8 protein-coding genes and 1 pseudogene are annotated in these 17,498 nt (G+C 44.7%); 4 read left to right on the forward strand and 5 right to left on the reverse strand.

The window, feature by feature from the left end; genetic code table 11:
• Window positions 1-131 precede the first annotated feature (131 nt).
• The 5 genes and pseudogenes from RIM23_RS21450 to RIM23_RS21470 all read right to left on the reverse strand — a co-directional run.
• Window positions 132-362, reverse strand: a pseudogene (locus RIM23_RS21450) (ferritin family protein); the annotation flags it as partial.
• A gap of 297 nt (window positions 363-659) precedes the next feature.
• Window positions 660-5,078, reverse strand: a complete 4,419-nt coding sequence (locus RIM23_RS21455) for a response regulator (RefSeq protein WP_446369132.1) — start codon at window positions 5,076-5,078, stop codon at window positions 660-662.
• A 594-nt stretch (window positions 5,079-5,672) separates the two neighbouring features.
• Window positions 5,673-11,144 (reverse strand): AAA family ATPase, encoded by a 5,472-nt coding sequence (locus tag RIM23_RS21460; protein ID WP_446369134.1) that lies wholly within the window; start codon window positions 11,142-11,144, stop codon window positions 5,673-5,675.
• Window positions 11,145-11,503: 359 nt separating this feature from the next.
• Window positions 11,504-12,490 (reverse strand): type IV pilin-like G/H family protein, encoded by a 987-nt coding sequence (locus tag RIM23_RS21465; RefSeq protein WP_446369136.1) that lies wholly within the window; start codon window positions 12,488-12,490, stop codon window positions 11,504-11,506.
• 30 nt (window positions 12,491-12,520) lie between these two features.
• Window positions 12,521-13,534 (reverse strand): SH3 domain-containing protein, encoded by a 1,014-nt coding sequence (locus tag RIM23_RS21470; RefSeq protein ID WP_446369138.1) that lies wholly within the window; start codon window positions 13,532-13,534, stop codon window positions 12,521-12,523.
• Between the two features lie 300 nt (window positions 13,535-13,834).
• On the opposite strand from RIM23_RS21470, the gene RIM23_RS21475 reads away from it, so the two are divergent.
• The 4 genes from RIM23_RS21475 to RIM23_RS21490 all read left to right on the forward strand — a co-directional run bounded on the left by RIM23_RS21475 (window position 13,835) and on the right by RIM23_RS21490 (window position 17,483).
• A complete protein-coding gene (locus tag RIM23_RS21475) occupies window positions 13,835-14,884 on the forward strand; it encodes a hypothetical protein (protein WP_446369140.1) in 1,050 nt (349 codons plus the stop codon).
• A gap of 3 nt (window positions 14,885-14,887) precedes the next feature.
• Entirely contained in the window at window positions 14,888-16,582 is a 1,695-nt protein-coding gene (locus RIM23_RS21480; RefSeq protein WP_446369142.1) for a tetratricopeptide repeat protein, read from the forward strand.
• A 170-nt stretch (window positions 16,583-16,752) separates the two neighbouring features.
• Window positions 16,753-17,079, forward strand: coding sequence for an ATP-dependent Clp protease adapter ClpS (clpS, locus tag RIM23_RS21485; protein WP_446335918.1), 327 nt, complete (start codon window positions 16,753-16,755; stop codon window positions 17,077-17,079).
• A 110-nt stretch (window positions 17,080-17,189) separates the two neighbouring features.
• On the forward strand, window positions 17,190-17,483 hold the full coding sequence (locus tag RIM23_RS21490) for a DUF2103 domain-containing protein (protein ID WP_446369144.1): 294 nt from the start codon (window positions 17,190-17,192) through the stop codon (window positions 17,481-17,483).
• The last annotated feature ends 15 nt before the right edge of the window (window positions 17,484-17,498 follow it).

Consider the following 17,498-nt stretch of genomic DNA (forward strand, 5'->3'; position numbering starts at 1 on the left):
GTTTGAACTCGTAGGTTAAATTAAACAATTGCATCACCTCCTAACACCATTATACAACTGTTTGACAAAATAACAGGACGATTTATCAAATAAAAAGCCGCCCGATAAGGACGGGGCTTGTATCCCCAATTTTCGGTCAAAGAGGCGAAATCATCTACGGTGAGTTCTGGATGTAGCAAGCGAAAATGAGCAAAAGCGTGTTCAGTTTCTTGATTAGCCGTTTCTTTAAAGAGTTTGGCAAGCTCTTGCATCCCTAGCTTTTTCGTTACTTCGGCAAAAAATAAATACTTGCGATTAGCCATTGATTCTCCACCAAAGGCAGCTTCGAGGTTTTTTGCCGTATTGTTATTAGATAAGTCCATTCTTTGTTCAACTTCCTTGTTTGTTATCGCGATTATATTACAATTTTTACGTTCTATCTGTCAACTCACTTAAAAAATAAACAAACCCTGAATTGAATGATATTATTTAGTGGAATGCAGCCATTTAGGAAATAAACGGGTTAATCTCGGCGGCGATGATTATGTTAGCGATCGCGTGGCGACTCAGCCATTCCCATCCAACCCAGCCAAACTTTTTGCAAGTGGTTAGAGATATTGCTCATTCAGGTGATATCAAATAACAAAGGACAAAGGACAAATGACAAATGACAAATAACATTATCGCATCCGATGCTGACAGCGTTTGAGGTAATGTTGCGCCACTTTATCCTCTGGAATAACCTGCAAACATTCGCTAAAATGTTGAGCCGCTTCTGAGAGGCGATCGCGATAATACAACATTAGCCCTTGCTCGAACCCCGTTTTCGTCGTCCGCTTCGCCCTTCGCATCTGGGGCGGATCAGCCTCAAAGACTTCATAGACGGTCACTTTTTGCGCTTTCCCTTTCACATTCACCTTATCAATGAGGCGCATCCCATAGTCCTCGGAATCCGACAACTTCAAGAACGTATGGTGCGAGATTAACAGTCGAACTTGATAGATTTTGGTTAATTCTTCCAGGCGGGCTGCTAAATTCACCGCATCACTAATCACCGTGCTATCCATGCGGGAAAATCCCCCCACGGTTCCCAGCATCAATTCCCCAGTATTAATTCCTATACCAATCTCAATGGATGTATAGTTACAATTAGCCCGATGTTGATTATATAAAGCCAACCGCTCAAACATAGCAATTCCCGCTTGCAGTGCTTCATCAGCATTGCCACTGAACAGTGCCATAATTTCATCACCAATATATTTATCGACAAAGCCATTATTTTCCCGAATAGCAGGTTCCATGCGACTCAAAAATGCATTAATAAAATTAAAATTTTCCCGAGGATTCATCTGCTCTGATAGAGCCGTAAAGTTACGAATATCGGCAAAAAGAACAGACATTTCCCGTTGGACATGATCTCCTAGTTGTACATCCACAATACTTTTTTTCTGCAAAAACTGGAGAAATTGACCAGGAACAAAGCGTTCGTAGGCTTGATTGAGTTGAAATAGCTCACGAGTAAAAGCTTCCCGTTCCGCTTCCGCTTTTTTGCGATCGCGGATATCTTGAAAGGCGACAATCGCATAAGCAACCTCCCCCTGTTCCTCATAAATCGGAGTTCCCCAAAGCTCAATCGGGATAATCTGATCCCCTCGGTGAATTTCCATATCATTAATTGTGGCAGGTTTACCCTGTAATGCCAGCATGAAGGGCATTTGGTTAGTGGGGTAGAGTTGATCCGTTCCCGCACGATAGGTTTGGTAAACCTCGGCTAATTCTTCAATAGTGACAGATTCGACAATTCCTTGACCTAAAATCTGCTTAGCCGCTTCATTAGCATAGTAGGGTTTGCCCTTGGCATCAAGGATAAAAATCCCCACAGGTACGGCGTCTAAAAATTGCGTCAACCTCCGCTCACTTTCACGCACGACTGAGTAAAGTTTGGCATTTTCTTTAGCAATTATTGATAAGCGTAAATGAGTTTTAATTCTAACCAAAAGTTTATTTTTGGCAATTGGTTTTGTTAAATAATCATTCACGCCCACACTAAATCCTGCCACTAAGTCATTCACTTTCTCGTTCGCCGTCAACATCAACACAGGCAGTTCAGTAGCTGGATAGGATTCACGCAGTTTTTTACAAACATCATACCCAGTCATGCGCGGCATCATCGCATCTAGTAAAACCAAGTCAGGCTGAAAACCATTTTTAATGATGTCTAAGGCTTCTATACCATTGGCGGCTTGGGCAAGTTGATAATTCTCCAACGATAAATAGTTTGCCAATATCTGACGATGCACTGGTTCATCATCGACAATTAAGATTTTGAAGGGATTGATTAAGGGTTCGTCATACTGGAGATCTTGGTGTTGGTGCATGGTTAGGGAAGTCTGATCCAATGTTAGCAAGAGGGGACAAGAATTACCGACACTGGGATATGGAATCCTCGACGAATTAGCACTAAAAGCAGTCTGAGACATTGCCGCCATTGCCTCACCTATATCTGGCATGAAGTGTTCAATCTGACCCTCAAAGATGGGCAACGTAAATGTAAACTGAGAACCGACTCCTAAGGTTGATTGCACCTCAATGGTTCCCCCATGCAACTCCACTAGCTTTTTTGTCAGGGCTAACCCTAACCCTGTACAGCCATACTGACGCCCCAGGAAACCCTCCCCTTGTTCAAAGGATTCAAAAATACTGTTTAATTCAGACTTTGGGATACCAATCCCTGTGTCAGCGACGGTAATAGCCAGCATTTTTTTTTGTGAATGTTGAATGTTGAGTGTGGAGTCTTGAGTTAACTCCTCCCCCTTGCCCCTCTGCGCCTCTGCGCCTGTGCCCTCTACCTTCTGCCTTACTATCACGAATTGGGCGTAAATTTTTACCGTTCCTTTATCAGTAAACTTAATCGCATTTTCCACTAAGTTTTGCAAAATCTGCTGTACGCGATTTTCATCCGCATAGGCGATGGGTAAATCATGAGAAATGGCATTAATCAGTTGCAACTCTTTATCACCAATAAGTGGGTAACTGAGTCTGAGAACCACCTCCGCTATTTCTCGCACACCCACTGGCTGTCGCTGCAATTTAATGTCTTGGTGTCTGAGTTTGGCAAAATCGAGAATGTCATTGACTAAATTGGATAAGCGCTGCCCAGTAGCAACAACTGTGGCTAAGTTAATCTGAGTTTGTAAGGGTAAATTTCCGGTAGCACCATCCATTAGGGATTCAGCAATGCCGATAATGCCCTGGAGAGGAGTACGGAGTTGGTGGGATGTATTTGCCAGAAACTCATCTTTGAGCTTGTCTAGGCGCTGCCAAGCGGCATTCTGATGATCTTTGAATTCTAGTTCTTGGGTAAAACGCATCTGTTCCGCTTCCGCTTTTTTTCGCTCTGTAATATCATTGAGAACGGCAATGGCATAAATAATTTGACCCTGTTCATCAACAATGGGTTGGCTCCAACTTTCAATCGGAATAAGTCGGTCGTCTTGGTGAATTTCAATATCATGAACAATGTGGTGTTCTCCCTGTAAGGCTCGAAAAATCGGTAGGTTTTCAGTAGGATAAGGTTGATCTGTCTCGGCAATATACCAGTGATGAATTCTTGAAAACTTATCGGTGAAAGCGTCTAAACTGAACGCTTTGTTCATGAATTCTTGGGCTTTATCGTTGGTATAGTAGAATTTGCCCTTAGTATCAACCACAACGATACCAACGGGTATAGTTTCTAAAATTTGAGCCAACTGTCTCTCACTTTTAGCCAATACCTCATTTAATATTTTCATCTGATGATTCTGGTCTTTGAGAGTGGCAAATGATTGTTTTAATTGTTCAGCCATTTGATTAAAGGCAGCGCTAAGATTGCCCAGTTCAGTGTTCCGATGAACCTCAATTTTTTGCTCCCATTCACCATTAGCAAGGGCGTTGGCGGCTTGATTTAAGCGCTGGATGGGGTGAATAATCCATTGAGCGGTGCAAATACCGACTCCCGTGGCGATGATTAGGGCGACGAGACAGAGTAGGATTGTCGATCGCGTATTATTATGAATGTGCTGCATGAAGTCAGCTTCAGGGACAACCACGACAATTAACCAGTCCAATCCGTGGCTATTTTGTAAGGGCATTATCTGTAAAAATTGCCGCTGTCCCTGACGTTTAAATTCCAGGTGTTGGGACTTTTGAATTCTATGTAAATCGCCAAATTTTTTAGTTAAATAGGTGGCGGTAGCTTGAATTAATGGATCGCGACTTTGGGTGGCTTTTAACCGAGTAATTTGATCAAGTTTATTTTGAAAGGGGGGTTCTGGGGTGGATGTGGCGACTAATAGTCCCGAACGTTCAATAATAAATAGCCGTCCCGATTTACCAATTTTTAGCGTTTGTAGGAAATCGCTAATGGTGGAAAGACGTAGGGTTGTGTTTAAGACACCTTGAACCTGCTGATGATTGTTATCGTAGACGGGTTGAATGGCGCTGATTAGCAACGTGCGATCGCCTTCGCCAAAAATGGGGTAAATGTCACTCCAGGTGGGTTTACCGGCTTGCAAGGCGGCTTTATACCAGGGTCGCAGGCGGGGGTCGTAGTTGGTGGAACTTTCGATCAGGGTGTTGCGATCGCCTTCGCTGTGAGTGCTATAAGTATAGAAGTTAAACTCTGTCGCGGGATTGGCTTGGATAATCACCAGTTGATCGCTATTTCGTCGTCCAGCCGCAATCAATCCTCGCTGTTCATTCGCCACACCAATATAACTCACAAAATCAAATCGTTGCACTTGTCGCCACAAATGCTGTTCCCACGGTTGTAAATTTTCTAGGGTCAAACTTCCCAGACGAATCGCATCCTGATTACTTTGATTAATCTGATGGGGAATGGCTAAATACGTCTCTAACCTATCCTCAATATGATTCGTAATTTCATCTCGTAATTGAGTCGCTACATCATTCACCGCCTGCTGTCCGTGGCGAGAGGATAACCAGCCAACTACTCCTACTAGGGCAAAAGTTTGTACCAGGAAAGGTACGACGAATACCGTTCGTAGAGGAACGTTGGTTAAACTATTGGCAATCAGGCGCTTGAGAGATCGCATTGACATGGGAAAGTCGCTTGAAGATCGCTAAAATCAAGGAAATAAATTCTACATTTTTAAAGCAGAATTCAATCCTTTTTTTATTCAGTTCAACCCAAATTAGCGATGCACCCAATAAATTCAATCGATCAATGATTGGAATAGTTTTAGGGTAAAACTCAAAAAAGACGTTTTTATCAAATTAGTATGGTTTTGCCAAAAGTCTGAAAAGCATTAGCTAGGGCTTCCTCGTGAACGTTTCCCACCTATCCCATTCACCGGAAAGCTTTACAGCTAAACAGTTTCGACTTTTGTACAGAGACTAATCGCCTCTGTACGTTCAAGGTAGCGGTACTAGACAGAACTGAAAAATTCAGTCCTTTAGCCTCTCTCGCTCAAAGCCATCATTATGTTATACTAGCGTATGACTTGTATTACAACATTTGTATAATATTTTAATTCGCGCCACAGCAGCAATGTGCCAACGGTAGAGTGTCGGCTCAACTCAATGAGAAGGTGAGCTGGGGGAGATGAGGAATATGGGGAAGTCGTGAGTTAACTCAAAACTCTACCTTACACTGTTGCCTGTTGCCTGTTCCCTGTTCCCTGAAAAATGACGAATTATTGCTGTTGACAACGGTTGAGATAGATTGTAGACACTTGATCTTGAGGATTCACCCGGAGAACCTCAGCAAAGCGTTTTTCCGCCTCAGCAAGCGCCTTCAGGTTATAAAATGACCAAGCTTCAGTAAAGGTTTGTAACGTGGCTAATTTAGCCGCTTTAATCTCAGGTAAATCGGCATCAAACACTTCATAAACGGTGACTAATTCCGATTTACCCTTTACTTGAACTTTATCAATCAGACGAATCCCATAATTCCCCGGATTAGATAAACGGGAAAAAGTATGATGAGAAATTAATAAAGGGACTTGATAATATTTGGTTAACCCTTCAATGCGAGAGGCTAAATTCACCGCATCACTAATCACCGTGCTATCCATGCGGGAGACTCCACCAATGGTTCCTAGCATTAACCCTCCCGTATTAATCCCAATCCCAATCCGGATAGGAGGATAGCCGGAATTCTGTCGATGTTGATTATAGCTCCTCAGTTGGTGTAGCATCGCAATTCCCGCCTTAACTGCGTCATCAGCCTCACCACTAAACAGTGCCATAATCGCATCCCCGATATATTTATCAATAAAGCCATTATGGTCAGTAATCGCTGGCTCCATGCGCGACAAATAAGCATTAATAAACTTAAAATTGTCCTCCGGTGTCAGCATTTCCGATAGGGTGGTGAAGGAGCGAATATCAGAAAACAGAATTGACATTTCTTTTTGAACATTATCCCCAAACTGGACATCAACAATACTGTCCTTATTCAAAAAATGGAGAAATTGGCGCGGCACAAACCTTTCATACGCCTGATTCAATTCAGCCAAACTGCTATAGAAACGGGCATTTTCAATCGAGGTAGCAGCTTGCGCGGATAGGAGACGCAAAAGTTCCAATCGTCTAGCCGTAAATGCTCCCGTTGTCAAATTATTTTCTAAATAGACAATTCCGCTCAATTTTCCTTGATTAATCAACGGCGCACAGAGAATTGACTTCGGCTGATAGGTTTGAATATAGGAATCTTGCCTAAATTGTCCCTCATTTAGGGCATCATTTAACACCACAATCTCCTGAGTTCGTGCCACATAGTTAATGATGGCGACGGATACCACTTGCGTCTCTTCTAGGTCAGTCGATGGAAAGACCTGAATTTGATTGCACTCTGTACAGGATTGGGTCAGCGTATTCACCTGTCCCTCGGCTTCAATTCTTAGTTTTCCTTTCGTCTCTAAAATCAGAAATCCTTTTTGCGCCCCCGCATTTTCAATCAAAATCTTCATCAACGCCGCCAGTAATTTATCCAATACAATCTCACCAGAAATCGCTTGCGCCGCTTTCATAACGCTGTTTAAGTCAAGATACTCTGACGAATTTTTGCCATTTTGGGTGGTTGTGGTCAGGGTTGAACTTTTTTGTAATAGCCCCCCAGACTCATTATTATTTACACGAGTCAAAAGCCATTGGGAATAGGTAGCTTCTAACTGTTTGACCTTCGCCATTGCCCCCCATCGGGTATAAACGTAATGAGCTTTTTGTAAATAGGTTTGGGCAATTTCTTCCCGACCTAATCGCTGATAGAAATTGCTGGCTCGTTCATAAGCTAGGGCTTCGTCTTCAAGATAACCCTGTTTTTTAGCACCTTGAATGGCACGATCATAATACTCCATTGCTGGCAATATTTTGCCCCGTAATCCCGCCCGTTCCGCCTCCACTAGGTCATATTTATGCTGAAAGTTAAAAGGGGCATAGTCTGCCCAGGTTTGCATTATTTTTTGTTGTCTGGCTATTTTGTTGAGATAGCGTTTGCGTTTACTGGAACTGGCTAAATGGCACAGAGATAACAGGACTAAAGAGGAATAAAAGTTGGTTAAAACACTATTTAATAAGCCATTCACACTTCCCTTATACTCATCAGCCAACCAAACCAGCCTTTCCGCTTCTTGTTCATCACCAAATAAGTAAGCCAGGAATAACTTCGCCCAATAAACAGACAAAATTGAAATCTGATTCTTTGCTGCTAATAAATCAGGAAGGAGGCGATCAAAAACCGTCCAGTCTAATGTCGGATAATGGTCAGCCTTGATTAAGCATAAAGATAAATTCCGCCAAATTGTGATATACCCAATCTGATAATCTTGTTTAAACTGCCGATTCAGTTCCAGATGTTGAGCTTGTTTGGATTCAACCTCAGTTAAGGGCAGTCCGACGAAAAATGAATAAGTACAGTAGTTTACTGTACAATGACAAGCATATTCAATATCACCATTTTCAATTGCCGTTTGTATCGTATCGAGTAATGAATTTAATGTGTTTATAGCTGGCTCTTTCCAAGGTCGGACAAAAGCATTAAATTGCTGATAGACTTTGGCTTGTACGTCTTTGGCAGGAAAACGGTCTAATAATTTCAATGCTAACTGACCAAAGCGATAGCCTTGATCAATTGTTTCTTGTTGACCACATAATAGCAAACTATAAACGCTATAAGCGTAAGCGGCGAGGGAGGAATTTCCATGGCGAATACAGAGATTGACCATGGTTAAAATCAGCGACGGTAATAGGGAGGGTTTGGCAATATAAGCGGGTGCCATCACAGACATTAAAATTCGCAACGCCGCTAATTGAGTAGGTTCAGTCATTTCCGGCAAATCCACTAACGCCTCAACCCTTTGATAAACCGGAGGTGTTTCAGTTAGCGGGATGTCTAATAGGTTTAACACCTGCTGTGCGGTTTGGATGGCGGACAGCATTTTATTTTGAGAACTATCAAATAAAATTTGTAGTTGATAAACCTTGACTTTATCCATCAGAGTTTGCGCCCGATTTAGCACATCATTGGTTAAAATTTGGGCAGCTTCAACATCGGTCAATAAATAGGCGACTTCGATGGCTTCCAGAAACAAGTTGAGGGTCAAGTCATACTGCACCTGCCAACTCTCTGACGGCAGCAGTTCGCGACCGATGGTTAAGTATTTTCTCGCAGGTTCGTAAGCAGTTGCGGCTTTCGCTTTCTGACCTGCCCAAAGATTCAATTGAGCTAATTCATGGCGTTCTTCAGGGGATTCGATTAACTCAATACTGATATTCAGATGGTTAACAATATCAAACAGAGAGTCTGATACCTGGTCGGCTGGCGTATTTTTCAGTAATAATTGACCGACAGTCCGATGAATTGCTTGGCATTCTTCCTCAGGAATCAGAGAATAAGCGGCTTGTTGAATTCGGTCGTGGACAAATTGGTATTGAATGGTTAAGGTTTGAATGTCTCTGTGTGTTTTAGAGAAGAGGGAATTCAAGGCGCTTCTTTGATGTTGACCCAATAAAGTTTGAGTCATATCCCCCTGACTGATTAACTTATAGTCTTCCCCCAAAGGAACAATTAACCCTGCCGCGATCGCGTGCCATAATTGCACCGCTGTTTCGGACATAGATTCGCCTAAAACTAGGGCTAAGGGTTTCAGTTCAAAAGAATTTCCTAAACAAGCGGCAAACTGTAAAACCCGTTGCATCTGGGGCGGTAATGTTTTGATCTTATCTGCCAAAATAGCAACAACATTATCGGTAAAGTTTTGGGCTTGAATCTGGGCTAAATCCCAGTTCCACTCTCCCTGTTGAGAATTAAACGTGAGCAGCTTTTCTTGATACAAATATTTGATAAACTCATTAATAAAAAACGGATTACCTCCAGTTTTAATCTGGATTAATTCAGCCAAATGGTAGGCATTATCATGGGAACATTTGAGCGTTTCTGCAACTAATTGGATAATGCTGATTAATTCCAAGGGCGCTAAAACCATCTCATGAATAATGGTTCCGCTGGCGCGAATTGTCTCGAATGTGAATCGTAAGGGATGGGAAACTGTCACTTCATTATCCCGATAAGCACCAATCAGAAACATCCCGCCGATATGAAACTCATCCTCACCCTGATCTGAGGAGTTCATCAACGATTCGATCAGTTTCAACGAAGCACTATCCGCCCACTGCAAATCATCCAGAAAAATCACTAATGGATGTTCAGGTTTGGTAAAAACTTGGATAAATTTGTGCAGAACGAACTTAAAACGATTTTGTGATTCTGTGGGAGGTAACTTGGGAACTGGAACAGGTTTGCCAACAATCAGTTTAACTTCAGGAATGACATCAATAATAATTTGAGCATTCCCCCCCAATGCCGCTAAGAGGTGGTTGCGCCACTGGGTTAGTTGCAGGGTAGTTTCTGTTAACAACTGTTTGATTAATTCTCGAAACGCCTGAATCACGGCTGAGTAGGGAATATCCCGTTGATATTGGTCAAACTTGCCGCGAATAAAATAGCCCCGACGTTGAGTAATGGGTTTATATAATTCCTGGACTAGCGCTGACTTCCCTATACCGGAATATCCCGATATAACCATCATCTCCTTGGGGGAGTTTCGAGTCTGTAGGGGCGGGTTTAGGGAATTTTGTGTCGCCGTTGACGATAAGTTTTCTTCAAAACCCGCCCTGATTGAGTTTGGCGTTGGGTCTTCTAATAAACTACGTCCAGTAACCCGAATAAAGGTGTCCAATAGAATTTCAATTTCCCGTTCTCGACCATACAGTTTTTGGGGGATTTGAAACTGCTCAGAAATATCCTGGCGCCCTAGGGGAAATAGTTCGATTGTTCCCTTCATCTGTAATTGCATCAGGCAAACCGTTAAATCGGATTTCAGTCCCCAAGCACTTTGATACCGATCTTCAGCATTTTTTGCCAATAATTTCATTACAATAGCAGAGAGGGCGGGCGAAATCTCTGGATTAATCTGGTGAGGCGGAATGGGTTCTTTTGCCAAATGAGCATGAACTAATTCTAGGGGATCATCGGTTTCAAAGGGAAGGCGATGGGTGAGTAATTCATAGAACGTCATTCCTAAGGAATAAAAATCAGTCCGATAATCCAGCGCCCGATTCATTCTCCCCGTTTGTTCCGGTGACATATAGGCTAATGTGCCTTCTAAGACGGAGGGATTTTTCAGAATTGGGTTTTCTTGGGATAAAACTGTGGCAATGCCAAAATCAATGATTTTCAGTTGTCCGGTTTCAGGATTGAAAACAATATTGGCAGGATTGATATCTTTATGAATAATATGGGCAGCATGAATTCTACCTAAGCTTTCGGTGTTGCGAATGGCGATACTCAAGAATTCTTTGAGCGTAAATCCCCGTTCCTGGAGTAAGAATTTTAACGAGGAACCACCAAAATCTTCAAAGATAATCACCAAGGTGGTTTGATAGGGTTCTAAGCTATAGGCTTGAACCACACCACCAAAATTGAGAGAGCGCGTAATTTGATATTCTTGTTGATAGCGGTTAATTTCTGTGGGTGTAGGATAATCTTGTTTGAGAACTTTGAGGATCACTGACTGCTGATCCAATTCTCGGATACCCCGATAGACTAAAGAGTTACGACTTTCATAGATTTGATCCAGAATCCGACAGCCAGCAACGGTAACCATAGGGTAGATGGGGAAACACTGAGAGGATTGCTTAAAGGTGATAGCCTATCATACTAAATCCGCCTTTATTACCCCATGCAAGGCGATTGAAATCGCTGCTACACAAACAAAGTCCGCCTGCGCGGACTGGTTTATAACAGGGGTAGGAAGCAGTGTAGAGATGTGCCATGGCACGTCTGGAAGCAGTGTAGAGATGTGCCATGGCACGTCTGGGAGCAGGGGGAGCAATGGTACATTTTTCCTGATAGCGGTGCAAGGGTATGAAAGGGTTTTACCCTCCCTCCTTGAAGAGGAGCCAATATCAATACTACTCAAAGCATTGATAGCTAAGGGTTTTGGACTTGTGCAGCAGCCCCTACTTACGGTAAAAGACGAGATCCAGCAGGACATTGAATCTCTTTAGAATCGGCTGAAGGTGGAATGGGCATTGGCGGCGGTGAGGTTGCAGGTTGATCACTCTGACAAATTCCAGAGACGGTTGTTTCAAACCCATTAACGGTGGTGACAAATACCGCGCCAATATAACTAGGAAGTCCCTCATCTTTGGGACGTGCTGTAATCGCTACACCCTGAGCGCGATCGCCTGATGGTACAATTTCGTAGGTATACAAGGCGGTTTCTAGGTTTGTGGCGATTTCTAGCTGTTCAAGGGTATTGGCAAATTGACGATTTTCTAGATAATACACTTGCTGAGCGCGATTTAAGAGACTGATGTACTGCATCGGAATCCCTTGGCTGGATTGGTTGGCGGTGGTTTCCAACTCAATTACAGAAATATCTTCGGATACTGTGGTGTTATCCGATGTTTTTGCCAAGAGTAACGCCGTATCACTAAACGCCGTGGGTCGAGGTTGTCCCGGCGTAACATCTTTAAATTCTAAACGTAGCTTCCCCTCTGGGGTTAACTCAAAAATGGTCAAGGCGATTTCATCGGGTGTAAGTGCCATATCCAGGTGCATCGGTTGAGTCGCCGTCTGAATTTGGTAACCCACCTGGATTGCCACAGCTGACCCATCTTGAGCCGGTAAGATAAAAAATAATTGGTTATCGGGGGCAAATATTAACTGGATGGATTCCCCCGATTCCGGATCAGTAGCTTGCCATTCGCCAATTAATTGCTGGGTAACCGCATCCGTTGGCGATCGCACCTCGGATGCAGGGGATGGATTATCTGGTTCAGATTGCGCTTGAGATGGAACGCCACTAGCGACAAGGAAGGCTAAAAGAACGAATATCAGACGCGATCGGTACAACTTAAGCAATAGAGAAACAGGATTAACCATGGCAATCCAACCCAGCAACTGATTGGATTTTAACAAAGAAAACGAATGGCGAATGACCCCCATTTGACGACTGTTTGGTTACCAAACCCAAACTTAGGTCGCCACCCATCCCGAAAAGACCCAGCCACCGTTAGCCAGCCGTATCCAGTTACCGGCAGTCTGATCCGTGGTTGCGATCGCGGCGCCATCGGCTACGGTATCAACAACCCGATACCCTAAACCCGGACCCGATCGCACATTCAGAGGACTCCCATTCGTCGTCACCACGGCTGTATCTGTCCCTGGATCTCCACCGCCACCTTCACCTGCTATCCAGCGAGAGGCTACCCAGTTGCCATTGCTCAGTTGAGACCAGCCATTAACCCTACGACCACTGAGGCTAACGGTTCGGTTATCGGCTACTGTACCCACCACACGATACCCCAAACCAGGACCCGATCGCACATTTAGGGGACTGTTATTGGTATTGACAACGGCTGTATTCGTCACGGGAGTCCCACCTCCCCCATCCTCACCATATAAGGCGGTTAACGTCGTCGGTCCAGCAATCCCATCCGGTGTCAATCCCCGGGACGCCTGAGCCGTTCTCACAGCGGCTTCAGTGAGGCGACCATAATAGCCGGTGACCGGTCCATTATAGACCCCAAGCTCTTGCAACCGATTTTGCAGATTAGTTACGGCTCCCCCCGTACTACCGGGACGCAAGACACCGGAGGATGGAACAGCACTACCGCCATTCTCACCTGTTATCCAGCGAGAGGCGACCCAGTTGCCATTGCTCAGTTGAGACCAGCCATCGGCATTACGACCACTGAGATTAATTGTGGTTCCATCAGCGAGAGTGCTAACTACGCGATACCCTAAACCGGGACCCGATCGCACATTTAGGGGATTACTATTAGTATCAACCACAGCCGCCCAAGCGCTACTGCTTAAGCTTAATGAAGACAGTGCGATCGCCAACGCTAATCCCTGAATCCAGGCTAAATTCGGTAGTTTCCAATCAAACTCTGACTCCCAGAAAAACCCATCAGCACTCGACTGGGAGTGGGACGTCCTGTTATCGGCTTGGGCGATCGAGAAATGGGTATAGGCTAGTGTTTCCATGAGAACACCTCACTGTTTGTTTATCACGGCGATGAACCTTAACCGTAGACAAGACTGACTCAATACCCTGATCAATTCCCGGTTTACCTGCGACAGAAGGTAGTTGGGGATGGCGAAACGACGACGGCTGGGTTCATCTAAATTTAGAATTTTCTTTTCTTATAGCATTATTAGAAATAATCCAGCTGGCTAACGTCCCTCAAAAGAAAGGTTTAGTTTTCAAATTTATTTGTCGTGAGAGGGGAATGGAGACTATAGTAACGGTTAGCCCTTCTCTATCCATTTCGCGTTCTTATTCTTATGGCTACTGCCACTTGGACTCGCCGCCATGTCCTTTCCCTGGAAGATTTTACGTCGGCTGAATACGACACCCTATTACAAACAGCCGCTAGCTGTCGGGAAATTCTCTCCCGGCGCACGAAAAAAGTCCCGGCTTTGCAAGGTCAGGTGGTGGCAAATATGTTTTTTGAACCCTCAACCCGCACCCGCAGTAGTTTTGAACTTGCAGCAAAACGGTTGAGTGCGGATACACTGAATTTTGCACCGGGAACCTCTTCTTTGACCAAGGGAGAAACCATTCTCGATACCGCAAAAACCTATTTAGCCATGGGAGCGGATATGATGGTAATTCGCCATCGAGAAGCTGGAGTTCCTCACGCGATCGCGACTGAAATGGATCGCCTGGATACGAATGTCGGTATCCTGAATGCGGGAGATGGTCAGCATGAACATCCCTCCCAGGCGTTGCTGGATTTATTTACAATTACATCCCTATTGGATTTTGAGTATCCTCGCTTGAAACTCTTGGCAGACAAAAAAATTGCTATTGTCGGGGATATCATACATTCACGGGTTGCCCGTTCTAATATTTGGAGTCTGACGGCGAGTGGTGCTGAAGTTCATTTAGCCGGTCCACCAACATTAGTACCCCAGGAGTTTACAGAATATATCCATAAGAATGTAGGGGCGAAGCATTCGCGCCCCGATCTATCGGGTTTCTACTCAAATCCAAACGCGAATGCTTCGCCCAACCCCCAACCCCCAATCCCCAATCCCCAACCCCCAATCCCCAATCCCCAACCCCCAATCCCCAATCCCCAACCCCCAATCGCCAATCCCCAATCCCCAATCCCCAATCCCCAATCCCCAACCCCCAATCCCCAATCGCCAATCCCCAATCGCCAATCGCCAATCCCCAACCCCCAATCCCCAATCGCCAATCGCCAATCCCCAATCGCCAACCCCCAATCGCCAATCCCCAATCGCCAATCCCCAACCGCCAATCGCCAATCCCCAACCCCCAATCGCCAATCCCCAGTCACGAGTCACCAATTAACAAACGACAAATGACGAATGACAAATAACAAAATTATTTCTATTTTTCTAAGTACCTGTTTCTGGGTGAGTATTTCTTCCCCCCAGAGTCTAAACGCCCAAGGTGAAGAGGGATTACAATTACAGGATTTTAGTTACTGGGCTAGCCTCTGTACTTCCCAAAAAGATGCTAAAAATTATGAACAAGCCCTAGAAGCCTGTGATCAAGCCATCGCGTTGAATCCCAATGAACCTCAAGCCTGGATTGATCGAGGTGATATTCAACGGGCATTAGATAATTATGCCGAAGCCGCCGCCTCTTATGGACAGGTTATTCGCCTTGAACCGAGACATTCTCAAGCCTGGGCAAAGCGCTGCGCGGCGCACATTCAATTGGCAAACTATGAAGCCGCGATGACTGATTGTGAAACAGCTTTGCAAATTGATGAAAACTGGAATGAAGTGACGCGGGCTTATGCGTTGTATCATCAAGGATTAGCCAATTGGGGACAAGGGAGACGGGAAAATGCGCTATTTTCCTTTGATTTAGCGGTTCAAAGTAATCCGAATTATTCCCTGGCTTGGGCGCAACGGTGTCTGTTATTGTCCCAATTGGATCGGACTTATGACGCCCTTACTTCCTGTGAACGCGCATTACAGGTGGATGGGGATTGGGGAAATCAAAATCCTGCGATCGCGTGGACAAATCGCGGTAAAATTTTGGCTCAGTTGGGACGGTATGACGCCGCCCTCGACTCTTATGATCAAGCTCTGGCGATTAATCCCAAGGATGAAACCGCTTGGACGGAACAAGGTAAAGTTTTATTAAGTATTGGTAAACCGGGAGAAGCATTAACCTCTCAGGAATGGGCGCTAAAAATTAGTCCCAATTATGCTTTAGCCTTAGCCAATCAATGTGCCACGCTGAATCAACTGAGTCAATATGAAGACGCCCTAGCCCCTTGCGATCAAGCCATTCAAGAGGGAGATGGGCGTTGGGGAAAAGAAGGTGCGGCGTATGCTTGGAGTCATCGGGCGGATGCGCTGACAGGTTTGGGGCGATTTGAAGAGGCTTTAGCATCGGCTAATCGGGCGGTAGCACTCAATCCAGACTATGCTGATCCCTGGAGTAGTCGGGGGGCGACACTGTGGTTTATGGGGCGGTTTGAAGAGGCGCTAGGGGCGACAGAACAGGCGATTAATATTAACCCCAATTCCTCGAAGGCTTGGTTTAACTATGCCAGAATTCTGACCACATTGGGACAGTATGATCAAGCCATAGCTGCTTATCAACAGGCGCTCTTAGGGGATGCGAATGTGGGGGATACCTTAACTCTGGCAGAGATTTGGGTGAATCTGAGTGCCTTATATTGGCGTATGCAACGTTATCAAGAGGCGAACACAGCAGCGGAGCGAGCGATTGGGATTAATCCGGATTCGGCGGCGGCATGGTATAATAAGGCGCTGGTACTAATGGCATTAAATCGCTACCCTGAGGCAGTGAATACTTACAATCGCGCGATCGCAATCAATGCAGAGAATGCTGATTTTTGGGCAGGGAAAGGCATTGCATTGCGGTTTTTAGAGCAATATCCCCAAGCCTGGGAAGCCTTGCAAACCGCATTAGAATTGAATCCAGCTCATCCTCAAGCTTTGGTCAATCAAGAGTTTGTCATACAAAAGCTACAAACTCCTAATGGGATGGATGCTTTGCCTAATTCAGGGGTGAGGTAAAGGGAACAGGGAACATCGAATTGCCTGTTTTTACTAATCAGCGGATTTTATCTGGTTGATGGGGTTCTCTGGTGGACGTCCATGATGAATATGAGTAACGGCTACCAAACTGCGGTAAACTAGGAAGATAAGTTTTTGAATTTTTTTAGCAGAACTTTGTTAAAAGCCCTATGACTGTGATAATTTCAGCAGCTCGTTCAGCGACATCTGCTGCACCAACTCAAGCTCCTGAAAAATCGAGTCAAGTTACCCGCAAGCTTTATCCGAACTATAAGGTGATTGTTCTCGATGATGATTTCAATACCTTTCAGCACGTCCATGACTGCTTGGTAAAGTATATTCCGGGAATGAACAGTGATCATGCTTGGAAACTGACCAATCAGGTTCACTTTGAAGGTCAAGCCATTGTTTGGGTTGGTCCTCAGGAACAAGCCGAACTCTATCACCAACAGCTAAGTCGGGCTGGATTAACTATGGCTCCCCTGGAGGCGGCATAATTGTGTAGAGACGTGCCATGGCACGTCTGGAAGTTGGGGTGGGGTGGTAATCATGCTGCTCAAAATTACAAAATTAATCGATATGCAATTTAGATGTACAGCAATTTATCATGGGTAAGTCCAATGGCGGCAGATTGGTTTGGAATCACTCAACTCACTTACCAGGGTTGATTCCGGTTCTAGAACGCCTCACCAGCTATACTGGGATTCAAACGATTACACCGGCTGTCATTGGACGAGCCAGGAGTCATCGTCCCCGCTTAGAGTTAAAAGTGTCTGTACCCATTCGCGGTGGACATAAAATTATTGCTCGCTCTGGCAAAACGGTTCAAGAAGTGTTTATTATCACTGAGTTGAGTAAGCGAGAATTAGAAGGGGCGATTTCGCAAGCATTGAAGAAGTAATAAGTCAATTGTACT

It is taken from the genome of Coleofasciculus sp. G3-WIS-01, assembly GCF_040223135.1.
GTDB lineage: Bacteria > Cyanobacteriota > Cyanobacteriia > Cyanobacteriales > Coleofasciculaceae > Coleofasciculus.

What these genes read in the sequence shown, in the direction of transcription:
- RIM23_RS21455 (WP_446369132.1), bottom strand. Translation starts at nt 5,078, where the DNA reads ATGTCAATGCGATCTCTCAAGCGCCTGATTGCCAATAGTTTAACCAAC.
- RIM23_RS21460 (WP_446369134.1), bottom strand. Translation starts at nt 11,144, where the DNA reads ATGGTTACCGTTGCTGGCTGTCGGATTCTGGATCAAATCTATGAAAGT.
- RIM23_RS21465 (WP_446369136.1), bottom strand. Translation starts at nt 12,490, where the DNA reads ATGGGGGTCATTCGCCATTCGTTTTCTTTGTTAAAATCCAATCAGTTG.
- RIM23_RS21470 (WP_446369138.1), bottom strand. Translation starts at nt 13,534, where the DNA reads ATGGAAACACTAGCCTATACCCATTTCTCGATCGCCCAAGCCGATAAC.
- RIM23_RS21475 (WP_446369140.1), top strand. Translation starts at nt 13,835, where the DNA reads ATGGCTACTGCCACTTGGACTCGCCGCCATGTCCTTTCCCTGGAAGAT.
- RIM23_RS21480 (WP_446369142.1), top strand. Translation starts at nt 14,888, where the DNA reads ATGACAAATAACAAAATTATTTCTATTTTTCTAAGTACCTGTTTCTGG.
- clpS (WP_446335918.1), top strand. Translation starts at nt 16,753, where the DNA reads ATGACTGTGATAATTTCAGCAGCTCGTTCAGCGACATCTGCTGCACCA.
- RIM23_RS21490 (WP_446369144.1), top strand. Translation starts at nt 17,190, where the DNA reads ATGGGTAAGTCCAATGGCGGCAGATTGGTTTGGAATCACTCAACTCAC.